Origin of the sequence: Sediminihaliea albiluteola, assembly GCF_014077625.1 — a bacterium.
Lineage (GTDB): Bacteria > Pseudomonadota > Gammaproteobacteria > Pseudomonadales > Halieaceae > Sediminihaliea > Sediminihaliea albiluteola.
Genome location: NZ_JACFXU010000013.1, coordinates 817,167 through 837,864 on the forward strand (window position 1 = coordinate 817,167; position 20,698 = coordinate 837,864).

The 20,698-nt window shown below is 54.4% G+C and carries 15 protein-coding genes and 1 tRNA gene; 2 read left to right on the top strand and 14 right to left on the bottom strand.

What is annotated here, in order from left to right:
- Nucleotides 1-14 precede the first annotated feature (14 nt).
- From H2508_RS04735 to sdhC, 5 genes are all read right to left on the bottom strand, one after another.
- Nucleotides 15-2,867 (bottom strand): 2-oxoglutarate dehydrogenase E1 component, encoded by a 2,853-nt coding sequence (locus tag H2508_RS04735; RefSeq protein ID WP_182169361.1) that lies wholly within the window; start codon nucleotides 2,865-2,867, stop codon nucleotides 15-17.
- A 184-nt stretch (nucleotides 2,868-3,051) separates the two neighbouring features.
- A complete protein-coding gene (locus H2508_RS04740) occupies nucleotides 3,052-3,756 on the bottom strand; it encodes a succinate dehydrogenase iron-sulfur subunit (RefSeq protein ID WP_328799313.1) in 705 nt (234 codons plus the stop codon).
- Nucleotides 3,757-3,768: 12 nt separating this feature from the next.
- Nucleotides 3,769-5,541: a succinate dehydrogenase flavoprotein subunit gene (sdhA, locus tag H2508_RS04745; protein WP_182169365.1), complete on the bottom strand. Its 1,773-nt coding sequence runs from the start codon at nucleotides 5,539-5,541 to the stop codon at nucleotides 3,769-3,771.
- Between the two features lie 4 nt (nucleotides 5,542-5,545).
- The gene (gene sdhD, locus H2508_RS04750; protein ID WP_182169367.1) at nucleotides 5,546-5,908 is read right to left on the bottom strand and encodes a succinate dehydrogenase, hydrophobic membrane anchor protein; all 363 of its coding nucleotides are present in this window, start codon (nucleotides 5,906-5,908) and stop codon (nucleotides 5,546-5,548) included.
- On the bottom strand, nucleotides 5,902-6,276 hold the full coding sequence (sdhC, locus tag H2508_RS04755) for a succinate dehydrogenase, cytochrome b556 subunit (RefSeq protein ID WP_182169369.1): 375 nt from the start codon (nucleotides 6,274-6,276) through the stop codon (nucleotides 5,902-5,904). Before sdhC ends, sdhD begins: the two co-directional genes overlap by 7 nt.
- A gap of 388 nt (nucleotides 6,277-6,664) precedes the next feature.
- On the opposite strand from sdhC, the gene gltA reads away from it, so the two are divergent.
- Both gltA and H2508_RS04765 read left to right on the top strand, forming a co-directional pair.
- Nucleotides 6,665-7,954 carry a citrate synthase gene (gene gltA, locus H2508_RS04760; protein ID WP_182169371.1) on the top strand — a complete coding sequence of 430 codons (1,290 nt, stop codon included), beginning with the start codon at nucleotides 6,665-6,667 and terminating at the stop codon, nucleotides 7,952-7,954.
- Between the two features lie 172 nt (nucleotides 7,955-8,126).
- Nucleotides 8,127-9,254: a beta-ketoacyl-ACP synthase III gene (locus H2508_RS04765; protein WP_220463582.1), complete on the top strand. Its 1,128-nt coding sequence runs from the start codon at nucleotides 8,127-8,129 to the stop codon at nucleotides 9,252-9,254.
- On the opposite strand, the gene hisC is transcribed toward H2508_RS04765, so the two are convergent.
- The 9 genes from hisC to zipA all read right to left on the bottom strand — a co-directional run bounded on the left by hisC (nucleotide 9,251) and on the right by zipA (nucleotide 20,672).
- Nucleotides 9,251-10,303, bottom strand: coding sequence for a histidinol-phosphate transaminase (gene hisC, locus H2508_RS04770; protein WP_182169375.1), 1,053 nt, complete (start codon nucleotides 10,301-10,303; stop codon nucleotides 9,251-9,253). The two genes, H2508_RS04765 and hisC, sit on opposite strands and share 4 nt — an antisense overlap.
- A 141-nt stretch (nucleotides 10,304-10,444) precedes the next feature.
- Nucleotides 10,445-10,520: transfer RNA gene (locus H2508_RS04775), tRNA-Glu, on the bottom strand.
- Nucleotides 10,521-10,593: 73 nt separating this feature from the next.
- Nucleotides 10,594-11,898, bottom strand: a complete 1,305-nt coding sequence (locus H2508_RS04780; protein WP_182169377.1) for a putative porin — start codon at nucleotides 11,896-11,898, stop codon at nucleotides 10,594-10,596.
- Between the two features lie 182 nt (nucleotides 11,899-12,080).
- On the bottom strand, nucleotides 12,081-13,133 hold the full coding sequence (locus H2508_RS04785; RefSeq protein ID WP_182169380.1) for a 2-oxoacid:ferredoxin oxidoreductase subunit beta: 1,053 nt from the start codon (nucleotides 13,131-13,133) through the stop codon (nucleotides 12,081-12,083).
- A gap of 43 nt (nucleotides 13,134-13,176) precedes the next feature.
- Nucleotides 13,177-15,030 (bottom strand): 2-oxoacid:acceptor oxidoreductase subunit alpha, encoded by a 1,854-nt coding sequence (locus tag H2508_RS04790; protein WP_182169383.1) that lies wholly within the window; start codon nucleotides 15,028-15,030, stop codon nucleotides 13,177-13,179.
- Complete coding sequence (locus H2508_RS04795; RefSeq protein ID WP_182169386.1) at nucleotides 15,027-16,808, bottom strand: FAD-dependent oxidoreductase; 1,782 nt, start codon at nucleotides 16,806-16,808, stop codon at nucleotides 15,027-15,029. The genes H2508_RS04790 and H2508_RS04795 overlap by 4 nt, the downstream gene beginning before the upstream one ends.
- Nucleotides 16,809-16,998: 190 nt before the next feature.
- A complete protein-coding gene (locus H2508_RS04800) occupies nucleotides 16,999-17,601 on the bottom strand; it encodes a transglycosylase SLT domain-containing protein (protein WP_182169388.1) in 603 nt (200 codons plus the stop codon).
- Nucleotides 17,598-19,634, bottom strand: coding sequence for an NAD-dependent DNA ligase LigA (gene ligA, locus H2508_RS04805; protein WP_182169390.1), 2,037 nt, complete (start codon nucleotides 19,632-19,634; stop codon nucleotides 17,598-17,600). The genes H2508_RS04800 and ligA overlap by 4 nt, the downstream gene beginning before the upstream one ends.
- Nucleotides 19,635-19,640: 6 nt before the next feature.
- Nucleotides 19,641-20,672, bottom strand: a complete 1,032-nt coding sequence (gene zipA, locus H2508_RS04810; protein WP_235964822.1) for a cell division protein ZipA — start codon at nucleotides 20,670-20,672, stop codon at nucleotides 19,641-19,643.
- Between the last annotated feature and the right edge of the window lie 26 nt (nucleotides 20,673-20,698).

Sequence of the window (20,698 nt, forward strand, 5' to 3'; positions counted from 1 at the left end):
TGTTAGTACTTCTGCTAGGCTTCGGGTTTGGGACCCATCGCTTCATTAATAAATCGTTCTTGCTGCTCTAGGTGCAGGGCCATGTAACCAGCTGCCGGAGCTGCTGAGGCCTCACGCCCAACATAGCGTAGATTAACGTCTGGCCGGTGCGCATGAATGACCCGTCGCATGTGATGCTGGCTACAATACCAAGCACCTTGGTTCATCGGCTCTTCCTGACACCAGACCAAATCTTCAACATTTGGATAGGCTTTGATCACTTCCAGCAATTCAGATTCTGGGAAGGGATAGAGCTGCTCCAAACGGATCAGTGCAATGTTATCTAAGCCGCGCTCACGGCGCACCGCACGCAGTTCATAGAAGACCTTACCGCTACACAAAATGATGCGATCGACCTTGGACTTATCCAGATCATCGGTCTCATCCAGAACGTTATGGAAATGACCGTAGGCCAAATCTTCCAGGGAGGATATCGCCTCCTTGTGACGCAACAGACTCTTCGGCGACATCACCACCAGCGGTTTGCGCAGCGGGCGAATGGCCTGGCGACGCAGCATATGGAAGACCTGTGCCGGAGTACTCGGGATACAGACCTGAATATTGTGTTCGGCACACTGCTGCAAGAAACGCTCAAGACGGGCCGAGGAGTGCTCGGGGCCCTGCCCTTCATAACCGTGAGGTAAGAGCATGGTCAAACCGCAGAGACGGGACCACTTGTGCTCGCCACTGGTAATAAACTGGTCGATCACTACTTGGGCACCGTTGGCAAAATCACCAAACTGGGCTTCCCAAATCACCAAACCCTTGGGCGCGGTGGTCGCGTAGCCGTACTCAAAGGCCAGCACCGCCTCTTCCGACAACAGCGAGTCGTGAATAGTAAAGGGCGCCTGGTCTTCGCTGATGTGTTGCAGCGGAATGTAGAGGCTTTCGTCCTTCTGGTTGTGCAGTACCGCGTGGCGGTGTGAGAAGGTACCACGGCCAACATCCTGACCGGTCAAGCGCACTGGGTAGCCGGTGCTGAGCAGCGAGGCATAGGCCAAGGTTTCAGCGGCGCCCCAGTTTAAGGACATTCCACCGGCAGCCATTTTGCGGCGGTCTTCTAAAATTTTGCTGACCTGACGCTGCACTGGGAAACCATCGGGCACTAAGTTGGTTTCATGAGCCAGGGTCTGCAGGGTTTGCATGTCCATGCCGGTATCGGCCTGCAGGGTCCACTCGTGACCCAGATAAGGCGACCAGTCGACAAACATATTCTTGTTGGGCTCTGACACTAAGCTGCTGACCAAGGGCTCTCCGCGGTCCAGTGACTCGCGGTAACCTTCCACGAGGAAAGCGTCCTGCTCGGCAGTGATAATGCCCTGGGCAATGAGGTGCTCAGCGTAGAGATCGCGGGTCGTTTTCTGCTGGCGAATTTGCTGATACATCAGTGGCTGTGTCACCGAAGGCTCATCGGCTTCGTTGTGACCACGGCGGCGGTAACAAACCAAGTCGATCACTACGTCTTTGCGGAACTCATTGCGGAAGTCGACCGCCATCTGAGTGACAAACAGCACGGCCTCAGGATCGTCGGCATTGACGTGGAAAATCGGCGCTTGCACCATTTTTGCGACATCGGTGCAGTACTCAGTAGAGCGCGAGTCTTCACGTGAGCTAGTGGTAAAGCCGACCTGGTTATTAAGTACAATGTGCAGTGTGCCGCCGGTTTTGTAAGCCCGGGTCTGGGACATCTGGAATGTCTCCATCACCACGCCCTGCCCGGCGAAGGCTGCGTCGCCGTGAATCACAATCGGCACGACCTTATCGCCCACGCTGTCGTTGCGACGGTCTTGGCGAGCGCGCACGGAGCCCTCTACCACCGGCGAGACAATCTCAAGGTGTGAAGGGTTAAAGGCCATCGCTAGGTGCACTTCGCCGCCGGGGGTCATCACGTTGGATGAAAAACCCTGGTGGTATTTGACGTCGCCGGAACTCTGGTAGGTAGCGCGCCCTTCAAATTCAGCAAAGAGCTCAGTCGGCTTCTTACCAAAAATATTCACTAGGACGTTGAGGCGGCCGCGGTGGGCCATGCCAATAACGACTTCTTGGGCACCGTAAGAGCCGGTGCGCTGAATCATCTCAGACAGCATTGGAATCAGGCTTTCGCCGCCTTCCAAACCGAAGCGCTTAGTACCGGGGTATTTAGAGGCCAGAGATTTCTCCAAGCCTTCTGCCTTGATCAAGCGTTTGAGCAAGGTGGTGCGAACTTCATCGCTTAGCACAGGAGCCGAGCGTACAGACTCCATGCGCTGCATCACCCAGTGGCGCTCTTCAGTGTTCACGATGTGCATGAACTCGGCGCCAATGGTGTTGCAATAGGTTTTCTTCAGTGCTTCAACGATTTCGCCTAAGGTGGCGTCGGCCTTACCGATGTAGAGGCTACCGGTCTGAAACACGGTGTCGTTATCGGCCGTGGAGAGCTGGTGGAAGCTCAAATCCAAATCGGGCACATGATCGCGCACGTGCAGATTCAGCGGATCTAAGTCGGCCTGCTGATGGCCGCGCTGGCGATAAGCTGAGATCAACTGAACAACTTTAACCTGCTTGCGCTCGTATTCAGTCGCGTTGGAATCGTGAGCGACAGTGGCTTCGGTGCGCACCCGCATTTTGCTAATGCGGGCAAAGTGCTCACGAATCGTAGAGTGCGGTACGTCGTGAATCTGAGCATTGTCAGATTCTACGCGCGGCAGTTTGTCAAAATATTCGCGCCACTGCTCAGGAACCGCATTGGGGTCGGTGAGATAGGATTCGTACAAATCCTCGACATAAGTGGCGTTGCCACCTGCGATGTGTGAACTCCGCTTGAGGAGCTCCATTGAGCCTTCTTGCATTGTGACCCTTTTTGACAGGTTGCGTGCTTAAGAGCGCCCTTGTGTGCACAGTGTAGCCGGAGCTATATGTGGCAGAACGTGCCTAAGCCGCTTCCTAATCCTAAAAAGGTCCGCCGCGCTAGCAGCGCAACAGACCAAGAAAAAATCCCAAGCTAATTCAATAGCTTGGGGCTCTAACTTAAAGCTATGTCGCTCTCGCAACTAGCATGTTTCTAATGTGACCAATGGCCCGCGTGGGGTTGAGACCCTTGGGGCACACATTGACACAGTTCTGGATACCATGACAGCGGAATACGCTGAAGGGGTCGTCCAGTTTGGCCAAACGCTCTTCCGTCACGGTATCGCGGCTATCGGCCAAGAATCGGTATGACTGTAACAAACCAGCCGGACCAATGAAACGATCTGGGTTCCACCAGAATGAAGGACAGCTAGTTGAACAGCAGGCGCAGAGGATACACTCGTAGAGGCCATCCAGCTTAGCGCGATCTTCCGGCGACTGCAGACGCTCAATAGCTGGCGCCGGTGTGTCGTTCTGCAGATAGGGCTGCACCTTCTCATACTGGCTGTAGAACATACCCATATCCACGACTAGGTCGCGAATAACCGGCAAGCCAGGCAAAGGACGAATAACCAACTTGTTATTCTTCACAGTTGCCGACAGCGGTGTAATACAGGCCAGACCATTCTTGCCGTTCATGTTCAGACCGTCGGAACCACACACGCCTTCACGGCAGGAGCGACGATAGGAAATGGTGGTATCTTGAGCCTTTAACTGCTCCAGCACATCCAACACCATGATGTCTTTGCCGCCAGTGTCGAGCTGAAAGTCCTGCATGTAGGGCTTGTCATCGCTCTCTGGGTTGTAGCGGTAGATACTTACTTGCAACATCAATCAGACCCCTTAGTACGTACGCGTTTTAGGCTGGAAAGTATCGACAGTCTTAGGCTCGAAGTTCACTCCGCGCTTGCCCACTCGCTTGTCTGTGGGATAGTACATGGAGTGACACAGCCAGTTCTCGTCATCGCGCTCCTGGTAATCATCGCGCGCGTGAGCACCGCGAGATTCCTTGCGCTCTTCAGCAGTGATTGCCGTAGCCTCGGCCACTTCAAACAGGTTGTGCAGCTCCAGCGCTTCGATACGGGCGGTATTATAAGCCATGCTCTTATCGCTGAGCTCAGCATTTTCGATGCGACCGCGCAGCTCGGACAGCTTCTTGATGCCCTCTTGCATAAAGGCTTCATTGCGGAATACACCGAAGTGGTTCTGCATGACGTTCTGCAGCTCTTTACGCAGATCGGCCACGCTCTCGCCACCAGTGGAATTATTGAGCTTGTCGAGACGGCTCATCGCCTGCTCAACATCAGTTTCAGAGGCATCACGCACGTCGATACCTTCGCGCAGTGACTGCTCAATATGCAGACCTGAAGCACGACCAAAGACCACCAGGTCAAGCAGTGAGTTACCGCCGAGACGGTTAGCACCGTGCACAGATACACAGGCCACTTCACCACAGGCGTAAAGGCCGGGGATAATCTGATCGTTGCCATTGGCATCGAGTTGCAGCGCCTGACCGTTCACGTTAGTGGGAATACCACCCATCATGTAGTGACAAGTTGGCACCACAGGGATTGGCTCGTGAACTGGGTTCACATGGGCAAAGGTTTCAGAGAGCTCACAGATACCAGGCAGGCGGCTGTGCAGCACTTCCTCGCCGAGGTGATCGAGCTTCAAGAATACGTGGTCACCCTCAGGACCGCAGCCGCGACCTTCGAGGATCTCCATCACCATGGAGCGAGCCACTACGTCGCGACCGGCCAGATCCTTAGCGTTTGGCGCATAACGCTCCATAAAGCGTTCGCCATCCTTGTTAATTAGGTAGCCACCTTCACCGCGGCAGCCTTCAGTAACCAGTGTACCGGCACCGTAGATACCCGTTGGGTGGAACTGCCACATCTCAATATCTTGTACGGGGAAGCCAGCACGCAGCGCCATGCCGACACCGTCACCGGTGTTGATGTGTGCGTTAGTGGTCGAGGCGTAAATACGGCCTGCACCACCGGTAGCCAATACCGTGGCCTTGGATTTCACGTAAACCGTTTCGCCGGTTTCCATGCAAATCGCGATAACACCGACCACCGCGCCGTCTTGGTTTTTCACCAGATCAGCTGCGTACCACTCGTTGAAGAACACAGTGTTGTTCTTCATATTGCCCTGATACAAGGTGTGCAACAGAGCATGGCCAGTACGGTCAGCAGCTGCACAAGTACGCGCCGCTTGACCGCCTTCGCCGAAATTCTTTGACTGACCACCAAAAGGACGCTGGTAGATACGTCCCTCTTCGGTACGCGAGAAAGGCAGCCCCATGTGCTCCAGCTCAAATACCGCTTCTGGCCCTACACTACACATATACTCAATGGCGTCCTGGTCACCGATATAGTCGGAACCTTTGACCGTGTCGTACATGTGCCAACGCCAATCGTCATTGGGGTCATCACTGGCAATCGCACAGGTAATACCACCCTGAGCAGACACCGTATGGGAGCGTGTTGGGAACACTTTTGAAATAACTGCTGTTTTATAACCTGACTGAGCCAACTGCAGAGCCGCACGCATGCCTGCACCGCCGCCGCCGACAATCACGCCATCAAATGAAATAGTACGCATGTTCGCCATAAGCTTAATAACCCCACAGAATCTGGACAGTCCAGACCACATAAACAAAGAGAGTGATACCGATCAGCACCTGCAGCACTAGACGCAGCACATTACCTGTTGTGCCCATCATTCGCTCGGTCAAATAGTCAGTCAGTACCGACCACAAGCCAATCCAGGCGTGAGCTGCCAAAGACAGCACTGCCATGAGGCTGAAAATCTTGACCCAAGTCTGCGCAAAGAGCGCCTTCCAGCTAGCGTAATCCACGCCGCTTAACAGGACGTAGCCAATAAACAAAAAGTAGGCCAGCAGAATAATTCCGCTAACGCGCTGCGCGATCCAGTCGGCCACACCTGAGCGGCCATAACTCGTGGCTGCAGTTACCATATCCAAACCCCCGCCAGAACAATCAATACAGCGGACAGTGCAAAGACTAGACCTGCGCCGAGCCTGCCACCCTCCATAGTTTCACCGATACCACAGTCCATAATAAGGTGCTTCACACCAGCAACTGAGTGGTAGATCAAGCCAGCAAGGATGGCCCAGATCACCAGCTTAGCTAGTGGACTGCTCAGGCACTCTTGCAGAGAGGCAAAGCTCTCCGGGCTGCGCAAACTGGCATCAAGTGCCCAGATCAGTACAGCCATGCCAACAAAAAGGAATACGCCGGAGGCGCGGTGCGTGATGGACGACCAAGCGGTTATGGGAAGCCGCATAGTAGCAATGTCCAAGTTAACGGGACGCTTGTCTTTCACAATATAGTTACCATTGTTTTGACGCCAATAAAGGCAGTTAGTGGGCCGGCAATGCCGGGCTTTGTGTCAGTCCTATGTCGGGTGACAGCTAAACCAAAACGCGCGAAATTATAAGCACTTAGCAGCTCAATTACAAATCGCTAATAAACTAAACTATTATTAAAAGCCTAGGCACTAGCTCATTAAAAGCTTGGGCGCTGCCTCTGAGATTGCCGCTTAGCAGTGAAAATGCAAAGTTCGGCGAACGTCGTCAATCTTGATTCTGGATAATCAGCGAAGTAAGACATTATTTAGGCCAGATATCGGACAAAATAGACTGTGAATAATTGACAATAGCTGACGAAACTCTATAGTTGGCGGCCCACGGAAATACATCGCAGGATCTTACATGAGTGACAAGAAAGCGACTTTACATGTCGACGGGATCGATGAAGCAATCGAGCTCCCAATTTACTCCGGTACCCTAGGGCCTGACGTCCTCGATGTGGGCGGCCTTACCAGTAAAGGCATGTTCACCTATGACCCAGGTTTTGTGTCAACCGCCGCCTGCGAATCGCAGATCACCTATATCGATGGCGGCAAAGGCGTTCTCCTACATCGCGGCTACCCCATCGATCAACTCGCTGAGGAATCAAACTACCTAGAGACGTGCTACCTGCTGCTCTACGGTGAGCTGCCAAGCCAGGAACAGTACGACACCTTCGTCAATACTGTTAAAAACCATACGATGGTGAACGATCAAATTCGCACCTTCTTTAATGGTTTCCGCCGCGACGCCCACCCCATGGCTATCATGTGCGGTGTGGTTGGCGCGCTGTCCGCTTTCTATCACGACTCGCTGGATATTTCAGATGAGCGCCATCGCCAGGTAGCAGCCTTCCGTCTGATCGCTAAAATGCCAACCTTAGCCGCAATGAGCTACAAGTTCTCCATCGGCCAGCCTTTCATGTACCCGGATAACGAACTGGATTACTCCGAGAACTTCCTGCACATGATGTTTGGCACGCCCTGCGAAGAGAGCAAAATTAGCCCGGTATTGGCTCGCGCCATGGACCGCATCTTCCTACTGCATGCCGACCATGAACAGAACGCCTCTACCTCCACGGTGCGCTTAGCTGGCTCTTCTGGTGCCAACCCCTTCGCCTGTATTGCCGCTGGCATCGCCGCGCTGTGGGGCCCATCACACGGTGGCGCCAACGAAGCTGTGCTTGAAATGCTGGAAGAAATTGGCGATGTCTCGCGCATTGAAGAGTTTGTCGCCCGCGCCAAAGACAAAGATGACCCCTTCCGTCTGATGGGCTTTGGTCACCGCGTGTACAAAAACTTTGACCCCCGCGCCAAAGTAATGAAAGAGGCCGCTGACGAAGTACTGGCAGAATTGGGCGTAGAAAACGACCCGCTGCTGGCTATCGCCAAAGAACTGGAGCGCATCGCCCTGGAAGACGAGTACTTCATCGAGAAGAAACTCTACCCCAACGTCGACTTTTACTCCGGTATCATCCTGAAGGCGATTGGTATTCCCACCAGCATGTTCACCGTGATCTTTGCGGTTGGCCGTACAGTTGGCTGGATTGCCCACTGGCACGAAATGATCAGCGGCAGCTACCGCATCGGTCGCCCACGCCAGCTCTATACTGGTCACAAGCAGCGCGACTACGTCGCTGTAGACAAGCGCTAAGCTGCTCACCCAAGACTAAAAGGCCGCGTATCGCGGCCTTTTTTTTACCTGCCACTTTGGCCCACTCGCAGTCACTCACTAGGCCAAAAGCGCTCGTGGTAATTTTCCACTCCGGCTCTCCAGCTCGCGCATTTCACTGTAGACTACAACTACTTTAAGCATCTGGGAGCAAATGCAAATGAGCGACATAGTGATCAGTGGTACGGGCCTCTATACACCGCCTGAATCGATCAGTAACGCCGAGCTGGTCAAGGCCTTCAACGAGTATGTCGATCGCTTCAATAGCGATAATGCCGCCGCTATTGAGGCTGGCGAGCTGGCAGCACTAAACCATTCCTCTGAGGAGTTTATTGTCAAAGCCTCGGGGATTAAATCCCGCTATGTGGTCAATAAAAGTGGCATTCTCAACCCAGAGCGAATGCTGCCTGAAATCCCCGAGCGCAACAATGACCAGCCCTCTGTGCAGTGTGAGATGGCACTTGCTGCAGCCCGTGAAGCCATGGCCCAAGCCGGCAAAAGCGCCCGGGACATTGATGCTGTGATTGTCGCTGCATCCAACATGCAGCGCCCCTACCCCGCTATGGCCATTGAGCTGCAATCGGCGCTGGGCATTAAGGGCTACGGCTTTGATATGAACGTGGCCTGCTCTTCTGCCACATTTGGCCTACAGCAAGCGCGCGATGCCATCGCTAATGGCAGCGCGCGCTGCGTGCTGATGGTCAACCCTGAAATTTGCAGCGGACACCTGAACTTCCGCGACCGCGATTCACACTTTATTTTTGGTGATGTATGTACAGCGGTGATTATCGAGCGCCGGGAGAACGCCAGCAGCGATGACTGCTACCGCATTATCGATAGCAAGCTGCAAACGATTTATTCAAATAACATTCGCAATAACTTTGGCTTCCTCAACCGCTGCGACGAAAGCGCAGTGGGCAGCCGCGACAAACTCTTTGTTCAGGAAGGTCGCAAAGTCTTTAAGGAAGTCTGTCCCGCGGTGGCACGGCAAATTACAGAGCAACTGGAGACACTAGCGATCGAGCCCAACAGCTTGAAACGACTGTGGCTGCACCAAGCTAACCTGAGCATGAACCAACTGATTGCGAAGAAGGTATTGGGCCGCGAAGCACAGCCCAGTGAAGCGCCAACGATTTTAGACGAATACGCCAACACCAGCTCGGCGGGCTCGGTGATTGCCTTTCACAAACACCGCGCCGACCTACAAAGTGGCGATCGCGGAGTGCTCTGCTCATTCGGTGCCGGTTACAGTATCGGCAGTGTCGTTTTAGAAAAGTGCTAGAGGCTATCTAAAGCCTCTAGCAGCGCCAGGCAGTCTTCATGGCTGCCTATACTTATCCGCAGAAACTGATCGATTGGCGGCGTATTAAAGTGTCGCACGATAACGCCCTGCTCTCGCAGGCCATTGAAAATTGTTAGGGCTGAGCGCTCAGGGTGTCTGACAAATAAAAAGTTAGCACTAGAGGGCAGCACCTCAAAACCCCGCTCTTGTAACTGCCCACGCAACATCTCCCGGTTTGCTATCACCTGCTCGCAGCACTGCTGGAACCAAGCCTCATCCTCGATCGAGGCCAGCGCCCCGCGCTGAGCCAAGACATCAAGTGGGTATGAGTTAAATGAGTTCTTAACGCGATTTAAGCCATCGATTAAGGGCGCCTGTCCCAGCGCATAACCTACCCGCAAACCGGCCAGAGAACGGGATTTAGAGAGTGTATGAACGACCAACAAGTTGTCGTACTCAGGCACTAGGGCAGCAGCGGATTGACCACCAAAATCGATATAAGCCTCATCAATCACCACCACTGAATCCGGATTCATATCCAACAGGCGACGAATATCAGCAAGGGGCAGCAAGATGCCGGTGGGAGCATTGGGGTTAGGCAAAATAATGCCGCCATTGGGTCGGGCGTAATCTTCAACATTGATGCTGAAATCCTCAGCTAGAGCCAGCGGCTCGATATCAATGCCGTAGAGCGAAGCCCAGACCGGATAGAAACTGTAGGAAATTTCAGGCAGCAAAAGCGGTAGCGAGTGATTGAGCAAGCCCTGAAAGATATGCCCCAGTACTTCGTCTGAGCCATTGCCGACGAATACCTGATCGACTGCCAGGCCCATGCGCTCAGCAATTGCGCTGCGCAGTACAACAGATTCAGGATCTGGGTAGCGGCGCAATAATTCAGCAGGCGTTTCAGCAATCGCCTGCATCACCCCAGGGGCAGGGTCAAAGGGCGATTCATTGGTGTTTAGCTTAATTAAACGCTGGTGCTGTGGCTGCTCGCCAGGCACATAGGGTGTAAGTTGATGTGTGACCGCACTCCAGAACCGACTCATTAGGACTCACCGTAGAGGACCTCGCAGCTGAGACGGTCAGGGTAGTATTGGGCACTGCGCCACTTGGGAAATACCACATGCCGAATACATAAAAGCCCGGCAGAACCGGGCTTTTAACTGCGACATTGCACAGATTGAATATGGCGTCCCCTAGGGGGTTCGAACCCCTGTTACCGCCGTGAAAGGGCGGTGTCCTGGACCACTAGACGAAGGGGACGCAGCTTTGTTCCGAGCATCTGCATCGGAAGCGCGGTATTTTACTTAAGCCGCGCCTCAATGCAAGACACAAATTAATATTTTATGCTGGCATCAAACACTAGGCGATCAATTTCGATACTTTCATCAGCAAGATCGACGCCTTTTTCATTGCCCGGATAGTAACTCAGCTTAAATTGCACATTGCGGTAAGGTGCATAGATACCGAAGAATTTATGCCCCTTGCCGTCGCTGCCACCGCCGGCAAAATCTGAGTCGCTGAGCAGCGCCAAGACCGCATCAGCTTCTAAGTCTAGGTACTCGTAGCCAAGCTGCCAGCTACCAGGCAAGCTGGCCTTACCGAGCTTCACCCCAACTAGCCAACCCATATCGAGTTCATCGACGGCGCGGTTATTCACTACATCGGCATAGAGCTTGACCGGCAAGTTCGCTAAATCAAAGCCCATGTCGACAAACCATTCCAGCTGGCGATAGTCATATTGGTAGATGCAGCTCGAGGGCGCCTGTGAGCCGCCACAGACAAAGGAGTTGCCATAAAAGTCATCGACGTCGCCGTAGAAGCTCTCTTTGCCCTTGACCGGCAGGTCGAAGTAGCCAAGGCCTGTTTTCAGGTCCACCGGCCCTAGAGAGAGATTTACGCCGCCCTGAAGCCCCCAGGTGGCTTGCTGGTTGCCGCCTTTGTTATCGCTCTCAAGCAGGTGCATGGCCGCGTTAGCAAAGAGCAAGTCGTTCGACCACTGGGCAGAGAAGCCCTCTAGCTTGTAATCACCATCCCACAGCAAGCCGGTTTTTTCAGGGCGATAAAATGGATTGTGGATCTTGCCGGCACTTAAGCTCCACTGCTCATTGGGCTGCCACTGCACATAGGCCAGGCTCAAATGCAGATCTTTTTTAGTGCCACCACTGCCCAGAGTCTGGTTGGCGGAGAGCGGATTATCACCACCGGTGGAGAAACCTGTAGCCACTGTCAGGCCATGATCTAAGCGCGCCTTCAGCTCAGCTCTGGCTCGGATGCGGTGGCGATCACGGCCAGCCATATCATCGACCTTAACCTCTTGATAGCGGTAGCGGAAATCACCGCTGAGGCTAAAGCGATCAGTCCAGTGCTCCGGCCCAGCGCTGGGCTTTGCGGCCGGCTGCGCCGCGCTCAATGAGCTAGTGGCTGCCACTACTTGCTGGGCGCTGGGCTCTTCTTGCAGCGCGCCCTGCTCCACTAGCGCCTTGAGCTCAGCATTTTCTGCCTCTAGTACTTGCAGCCGCTGTGCCAGAGCAGAAAATTCTGCGCGCAGTTGCTCAAGCTGGGCCGCTGAGACCTCTGCCTGAGCAAAAGCTGGACTCAGAGCGATCAGCAAGCCAAATAAGATCCATCTAGCTCTCATGGCAAATCTCCATCTAATAAGGCTGCCAACGGGAATCGGGCAGTCATGATATATGCGTTAATTAACATCTGGTCGCTAATAAAAATAGCGCCGGTGGGGGCTGCTAAAACAACAAACCCCCTTGCCAATGTCGCTGTACAGCTACTTGGCAAGGGGGTCAAAGATAGCAAACTAGTAGCAGTTTAGCGCAAAGACTGATTAATATTTTGCAGCACTTTGTCTCCGGGACAAAGGTCTTCCTCTGCTAAGGTATTGAGTGGCCTGCGGCTGGTATTCAAAACCTCGTGCAAGTCAGCAGAATCCTTATCCATATAAATCAAGCCAGTGAGGATTTGACCACTGCTGCGAGAAGCCTCCAAAGCCATCATCGCAGAACCGCGATCAAATGGGTCCAGATCCTCAGCCATCTTGCGCAAACGCAGCACCGAGCCATCGTGCATGGTCACTTCCTGACTGTGACCGGGCTCGTAGGAAGTGGTGATCTCTTCTCGCATCGGCACAAAATCAACAGTGCCAGTGGCCTCGGCATGCTCTCGCACAAACTCATAGCTCTTGGTCGAAGCGCTGTTGTTGTTAAAGGTGACACAGGGCGATACCACATCAATCAAGGCAAAGCCGCGGTGACTCATCGCCGCTTTGATCAGTGGTACCAACTGCTCTTTGTCACCGGAGAAGCTGCGCGCAACAAAGGTAGCACCAAGCTGCAGTGCCAAACCGGGCAGATCAATTGCACCAAAGGGGTTAGGGTCACCTTTTTTACTGGCTGAACCTTCGTCTGCAGTCGCTGAGTCCTGACCCTTGGTCAGACCATAGCAGCCATTGTTCATCACGATATAAACCATGTTCAGGTTACGCCGGATAGCGTGTGCGAACTGGCCCATACCAATCGACGCAGTATCACCGTCGCCTGACACGCCCAAGTAGAGCAGGTCTCGGTTGGCCATCGCCGCCCCGGTCACCACCGAGGGCATACGACCGTGTACTGAGTTAAAGCCGTGAGACTTACCCAGGAAATAGGTCGGCGATTTTGACGAACAACCAATGCCCGACAATTTAGCAATTTTATGTGGCTCCAATGACAGTTCGTGGCAAGCACGCACAATGGAACCGGAAATGGAATCGTGTCCGCAGCCCGCGCAGAGGGTGGATATCGCCCCCTCATAGTCTGCTCGGGTGTAGCCTAGATCATTGACCGGTAGGCTGGGGTGGCGGAACTTGGGTTGCTGATAACTCATTCTGATCTCTCCCCACTCAACTCAATAACTCGCATCATTCCGCTCACTCTCCCTGCCCCACTACCCGCTCACGCCGCAAAGGAGTGACGTTGTAGCCAGGTAAATGCATAAGTATCTGTTTGCGAATATTGCGCGCGCTGATCGGCGTGCCATCAAAGCACAATACTGACTTGAGTTTGTCCGGGCCAAGCTCAAACTCGGCCATCAACAGGGTCCGCAACTGGGCATCGCGGTTTTGCTCGATCACGAAGACCTGCTCATGATCGGCCATAAACTGCTCCACTTCATCATTGAAGGGGAAAGCCCTAACCCGCATAGCGTTCAAATGCACGCCATCGGCAGCGAGATAATCCAGAGCCTCGCGAGAAGCTTCTTCACTGGTGCCGTAATAGAGTACAGCCATCTCTGTTTGCTGCTCGCTGCGGATAATTTCTGGTCTTGGCACGTAGCTCTTAATGGTCTCCCACTTGGCCAGCAGACGCAGCATGTTCTTCTCGTATTCTTCACCGCGCTCGGTATAAATCGCGTATTCATCGCGCGAAGTACCGCGGGTAAAGAAAGCGCCCTTTTCAGGGTGGGTGCCGGGATAGGTGCGATAGCAAATGGCATCGCCGTCGACATCCAAGTAGCGGCCAAAGCGCTCCATGTTGTCGAGATCTTCTGCTGTGAGCACTTTACCGCGATCGTATTTGCGCTCGTCATCCCACTCCAAAGGATCTGACATATTGTCGTTCATGCCCAGATCAAGATCGGTCATCAGGATGATCGGCGTTTGCAAGCGATCAGCCAAGTCGAAACTCAAGGCGCCAAAATCGAAACACTCACGGGGCGTCGAGGGGAACAGCAGCACCTGTTTGGTGTCGCCGTGTGAAGCATAGGCCGCAGAGAGCACGTCCGATTGCTGGGTGCGGGTCGGCATGCCGGTTGAGGGCCCTGCGCGCTGCACATCAAACAATACCGTGGGAATCTCAGCAAAGTAAGCCAAGCCCAAGAACTCACTCATCAGCGACAGGCCTGGACCACTGGTTGCGGTAAAGGCACGGGCACCGTTCCAGCCAGCACCGATCACCATACCGATCGCTGCCAACTCATCTTCGGCCTGCACAATGGCAAAGTTTTGGCGCCCAGTGCCCGGATCAATACGCAGACGCTTGGCGTAACGCTCATAGGCATCGACCACCGAAGTGGATGGCGTAATGGGATACCAAGCGGCCACAGTGGCGCCGCCATAGATGGCACCGAGGCCAAGCGCGGTATTGCCGTCGAGCAAAATCTTATCGCCCACTTTGTCGCTCTTGCGCACCCGAATACCCAGTGGGCAGTCGAGGTTAGCCTTCACGTACTGGTGGCCTAACTCCAGGGCGTGGATATTGGGTAATACCAGTTTTTCTTTGCCTTTAAACTGATCCGCAACCAGTTCAGTTAAGACAGCGAAATCAATATCCAGTAAGGCAGCCAGAGCACCGACGTAAATCACGTTCTTAAACAACTGACGCTGGCGTGGATCCTCGTATTCTTCGTTACAGATACGAGTCAATGGGATACCAATGATGTTGATATCCTTGCGGTGCAACCTCAAATCCAAGGGCTTGGTGCTGTCGTAGATAAAGTAGCCACCGGGCTCAACTTCGCGCACATCTTGGGGCATGCTCTGCGGATTAACCGAGAGCATAATATCTACACCACCGCGGCGACCCAGATAACCTTTCTCGCTAACCCGCACCTCATACCAAGTCGGCAAGCCCTGAATATTAGAGGGAAAGATATTCTTGGGGCTGACGGGCAAGCCCATGCGAAACAACGCTTTGGCAAAAAGGTTGTTAGCACTGGCCGAGCCGGTGCCATTTACGTTAGCGAACTTAATAACAAATTCATTGATTGATTCCAGGGATTTCATGCGACTTCTTGCCCCGCCTTGGTCACGTTATAGAGAAACTTCTGCATATCCCAAGCTGTGGTGGGACAGCGCTCGGCGCAAAGACCGCAGTGCAAGCAAACGTCTTCGTCTTTTACCATCACGCGCCCTGTTGGCAGAGTCTCAGACACATAGAGGTCCTGCTCCAAGTTGCGCGCGGGCGCCGATAGACGGGTGCGCAGCTCTTCTTCCTCACCGTTCTCGGTAAAGGTGATGCAGTCGGTGGGGCAAATATCCACACAAGCGTCACATTCAATACAGCGACTTTCCTCAAAAACAGTCTGCACATCACAGTTCAAGCAGCGCTCTGCTTCTTTGAAACCGGTATCGGTATCAAAGCCAAGCTCCACTTCGACCATGCGGTTTTTTAAAGCTTGATCCATCGGCGCCAAGGGCACTATGTAGCGCTCGTCGTCTGCTACTGCGTTGGCATAGCTCCACTCATGAATACCCATCTTCTGGCTCACCAGATTGGTGAACGGCGCAGGGCGGTTCTGGGTTGACTCACCGCGGCAGAATAGATCGATACTGACCGCCGCTTGGTGGCCGTGGGCCACAGCAGTGATAACGTTTTCTGGACCAAAGGCCGCGTCGCCACCAAAGAACACTTTTTCATTAGTCGACTGGAAAGTGGTTTTATCGACGACTGGCATATCCCATTTATCGAACTCGATACCGATGTCGCGCTCAATCCAAGGGAAGGCGTTTTCCTGACCGATCGCCATCAACACGTCGTCGGCTTCCATGAACACCAAGTCTTCGCCTGTAGGTAACAGGCTGCGCTTACCGTCTTCGTCGTAGTGGGCCTCTACTTTTTCAAAAAGCATGCCCTTCATTACGCCATCTTCGACGACAATTTCCTTGGGCACGTGGTTATCGTAGATCGGGATGCCCTCGTGCATGGCATCTTCTTTTTCCCATGGCGAAGCTTTCATGTCCGCAAAGGGGCTGCGCACAACCACGCGCACATCTTCACCACCGAGACGGCGGGAAGTACGACAGCAGTCCATCGCGGTATTACCACCGCCGAGGACCAGCACCTTCTTGCCGATTTTTTCGACGTGCTCAAAGGCCACACTCGACAACCACTCGATGCCAACGTGCACCGAGTCGCCTGCCTCTTCTAGGCCAGGCAAATTCAGTAACTTACCGCGGGGCGCACCGGTGCCGACAAATACCGCATCATAGCCTTGATCGAGCACGCTCTTCAGGCTGGTGATTTCAGTATCAAAAGTAGTCACCACTCCCATGTCGAGGATGTAGTTGACCTCTTCATCTAGCACCGAGATAGGTAGACGGAACGATGGGATTTGGCTGCGCATCATGCCGCCGCCGGCAAACTGATTGTCGAAGATATCGATGCTGTAACCCAGCGGCATCAGATCGCGCGCCACGGTTAAAGAAGCCGGGCCGGCACCGATTAAGGCGATGCGCTTGCCATTCTTCTCAGTGGGAATGCTCGGCAGGCGGTCGGCAATGCTGTCTTTATTATCAGCGGCAACACGCTTCAAACGACAAATTGCCACGGGCTCTTCTTCTACCCTGCCACGGCGACAAGCCGGCTCACAGGGGCGGTCACAGGTACGGCCGAGCACCCCGGGAAACACATTGGATTCCCAGTTGATCATGTAGGCGTCGGTATAACGTTGGGCCGCAATCAGGCGAATATACTCTGGCACAGGCGTGTGGGCTGGACAGGCATACTGACAGTCCACGACCTTGTGAAAGTACTCAGGATTTTTTACGTCGGTTGGTTCCACTGTGTTGCTTAACTCCTGTGCGGATAGTCCATCCCACACATTACAATAAACGTGCCACAAGTGTGTCACAGCTGCTCAAATTTTTCAGCAGCCAGTCTCTGATTAGAGGCTAAACTCAGCCCAGAAGAGGCAGCTTATAGTGCAGTGTTCGCCATATTAAACCACGGCTAGCATGTTGCTCGCCTGGAGATTAAAACCAGCCAAAAAACCAAGGCTTTTTTTGCAGTGATTTTTCACAGCTTTGCAGCTGTTGTTGGTAAGTCTGTGATTTGCGACTGACCTTGCCAGCCACCTTCTGCAACCAGGCCTTGCTGCGATAAGTACCGCGGTTATATCCGCCATGCCCTTCGTGGTAGGCAAGATAGAGATGGTAGGGATCATTGCGGGCAATGCCACTGCGCTTCCATGACTGGTAGTTGTACCAACCAATAAAATCGATGGCGTCACCAAAGTCATCGCGATCGGCACCGTAGCGACCGGCATCCCGTTTATAGGCCTTCCAAGTGGATCCTAGGGCCTGACTGTAACCGAAAGAATCGGAGGGCCTGGGGCCCGGGATAAAACCAAAGATTTTTTTACGCGGAGGTTTGGCGCGAGCCACAAAGCGCGACTCCTGATGCATGATGGCCATCATGACGGGGATTGGGCTGCCCCACTTATCCCGGGAGCGCGCGGCTTTTTTATACCAACTACTGTGTTGCTCAAATATAGAACAGACATTGTCGACATTATCTGGAGTGGCCGTCGCACAGCCCCCGAGCAGCAACAAGGCCAGCAATAACAGTCCCCTCAAGGGCCGCCACCATAGCGCTGCAGGCGCAGTAAAAATTCAGCCTCGTCGATCACTTCGATCTCAAGCTCCCGAGCCCTAGTCAGTTTCGAACCGGCGCCGGGGCCGGCGACCACAGTGCTGGTTTTGGCCGACACACTGCCTGCTACCTTGGCACCCAGTGCCTGCAATCGAGCCTTGGCATCAGCGCGACTCATCGCCTCCAGTGTGCCAGTCACCACCCAAGTCTGATCGACCAGCGGCAAGTCAGCAGCGGCGCGCAGCTCAATATCGGGCCAGTGCACACCATGCTCACGCAGCTGAGCCACCACGCCCATGATGCTGTTATCGTCAAAGAACTGCCGCAGATGATCAGCGACCACCGGGCCGATATCGCTCACCTCCAGAAAAGCCTCTTCTGAAGCAGCAGCTAAAGCTTCCCAGCTGCCAAAATGTTGGGCTAGATTGCGCGCTGTTGCCTCACCGACTTCGCGAATTCCCAGAGAAAAAATAAAGCGCTCCAGTGTGGTCTCTTTGCTGGCCTCAATTGCCGCCAGTAGATTATCTGCAGACTTTTCACCCATGCGCTCGAGGCCTATTAAGGTATCTCGGTCTAGGCGATAAAGATCGGCCACGCTCTGCAGTATCTGCCGATCGACTAACTGCTCGATCAGCTTATCGCCCAAGCCATCGATGTCCATGGCTCGACGGGAGGCGAAATGCCAGATCGCCGCCTTCTGCTGGGCTGCGCAGACCAAACCACCGAGACAGCGCCACACCGCTTGATCCGCTTCCCTCTCCACTACCGAAGCACAGACCGGGCAGACTTTAGGAAAAACCACGGGCTTGGCATCAGCGGGCCGTCGATCTTGCACTACCGAAACAACTTGTGGGATCACATCGCCCGCGCGTCGCACAATAACCGTGTCACCAATCTGTACACCCAGCCGCTCAATCTCGTCGCTGTTGTGCAAAGTGGCATTGCTGACCGTCACCCCGCCGACAAAGACCGGCTCGAGTCGTGCTACCGGTGTAATCGCTCCGGTGCGGCCGACTTGAAATTCCACCGCCAGCAGGCGGGTTATTTCTTCTTGGGCGGGAAACTTGCGGGCCACAGCCCAACGGGGTGCCCGGGAGACAAAGCCGAGCTGTTTTTGCAGGGCCAGGTCATTGACCTTGTAGACAATACCATCGATATCGTAGGGTAAATCTGCGCGCTTATCGGCCAGCTCACGATAGTAGGCATCGCAGGCATCAATACCACTGACCACCCGCGATTCGGTATTGATGCGCAGGCCCCAGCTGTGCAGTAAATCGAGTATATCGGAGTGTCGCTCCGGCATGCTGCCGCCTTGAAATACGCCGACACTGTAGCAGCACATTTGCAAGGGCCGCTCAGCAGTGAGACGGGCATCCAGCTGTCGCAGGCTGCCCGCGGCTGCATTGCGCGGATTGACAAAGGGCTTATCACCGCGCTCACGGGCGCGCTGATTGAGTGACTCAAAGCCGTCCTGAGTCATATAGATTTCGCCGCGCACTTCCAACAGCTCAGGGTAGCCGCTACCGCGCAGGCGCAGCGGGATGGAGGGCACGGTACGCACGTTGTGGGTGATGTCCTCACCGGTGCTGCCATCGCCGCGGGTGGCGCCGCGCTCCAACAGACCATTGCGATACAGAAGACTCACCGCAATACCATCGAGCTTGGGCTCGCAAGCAAACTCGAGCTGCGTATCCGCTGGATATTTTAAGCGCTCTAATACGCGGCGATTAAAATCCCGCAGCTCCTGCTCATTAAAGGCATTGTCCAGAGACAGCATCGGCAGCTCGTGGGCCACTTGACGAAACTCTGTCTGGGCCTGCCCGCCGACACGCTGACTCGGTGAATCAGTACTGAGGAGCTCGGGGTGTGCCGTTTCCAGCTCAATCAAGCGCCGCAGGCAGCGATCGTATTCTGCGTCCGGCACGCTGGGCTCATCGAGCACGTAGTACTGGTAGTTCCAGTCCTCAAGGCGCTCACGCAGCTGGGCCACCTCATGCTCTGGTGCGCTATCTGCCACGAAGTATTACTCCGCCAAACGAGGTGCCAATAGGCGCCGCTCTAAATCTCGAATCTGCTGCCGTGAGTGCTCTACGGTCTGGCGGGTTAAAGCACTGCGGCTCTCATCGAGCACGTCACCCTCTAAGTTGCGGGCCACCGCCTGTGCGGTCTCCAGCATATAGTCGAAGGCCTTCATCATATCTTCGGGGCCGGGCATGGTGACAAAGAACACTAGGCCTGGGGTGCTAAAGTCAGACATATTGTCGATATCAAACACCCCTGGCTGCATCATGTTGGCCACACTAAATTGAATCGCTCCGCGACCGGCCTCGTGCTCGTGGCGGTGGAAAAAGCTCATATCGCCAAAGCGCAGATCGCAGGCCAATAAAATATGCAGAATATCTTCGCCGCGAAAACCTGCTGGATTGCGCGCCACCACATTCAACATAAACACTTCAGGCTCTACATCACGGGGCAAGCGCGCTGTCACCCGCGATTCACTGGTGGCGGGTTCACGGCGCTGCTCTGATTCCAGTGCATCCAACCAGTCCAGGTTTTCCGGCTCATCGTTAGTGCTCATACCGGACAGCAACTCTGGCTCATCATCATCCGCAGGGGGGGCCTCGGCTGGCTCGGGCTGCACTGGCGCACTGCGCTGGGCCTGCCCTGATGGCAGCACTCGTCGCCCGGCTATAGGGCTGCGAGACTCCCTGCTAGGCGCATCTTGTTGCGAATTGATCTGCGGCTGGGTATCGGCGTCCTGCTCAGAGTCGCCCTGCAGCTCTTCTGCTTGGGCGTCTTGATCTTGCTCAACTGCTCTGTCCTCACGCTTGACCACCCGAGCACCACCGTTGGGCAACTCTTTCAACCAGGCTAGGTCTACGTCCTTGCGGTCGGGCAGCTCCTCTTCTGACTCCACTTCTTCGCCCTCGGAAAGCTTCATCCGCAAAGGGGCGCGCCGATCTAGATATACCCGGCGCCAAGCGTCCAGAAGCACTGCGAGTATCAGCAGCACCCCGACAATAACCATCCAGTCCCGTACTGTTAAATCCAACATATCAGACGTGCCCACACTCGATTCGT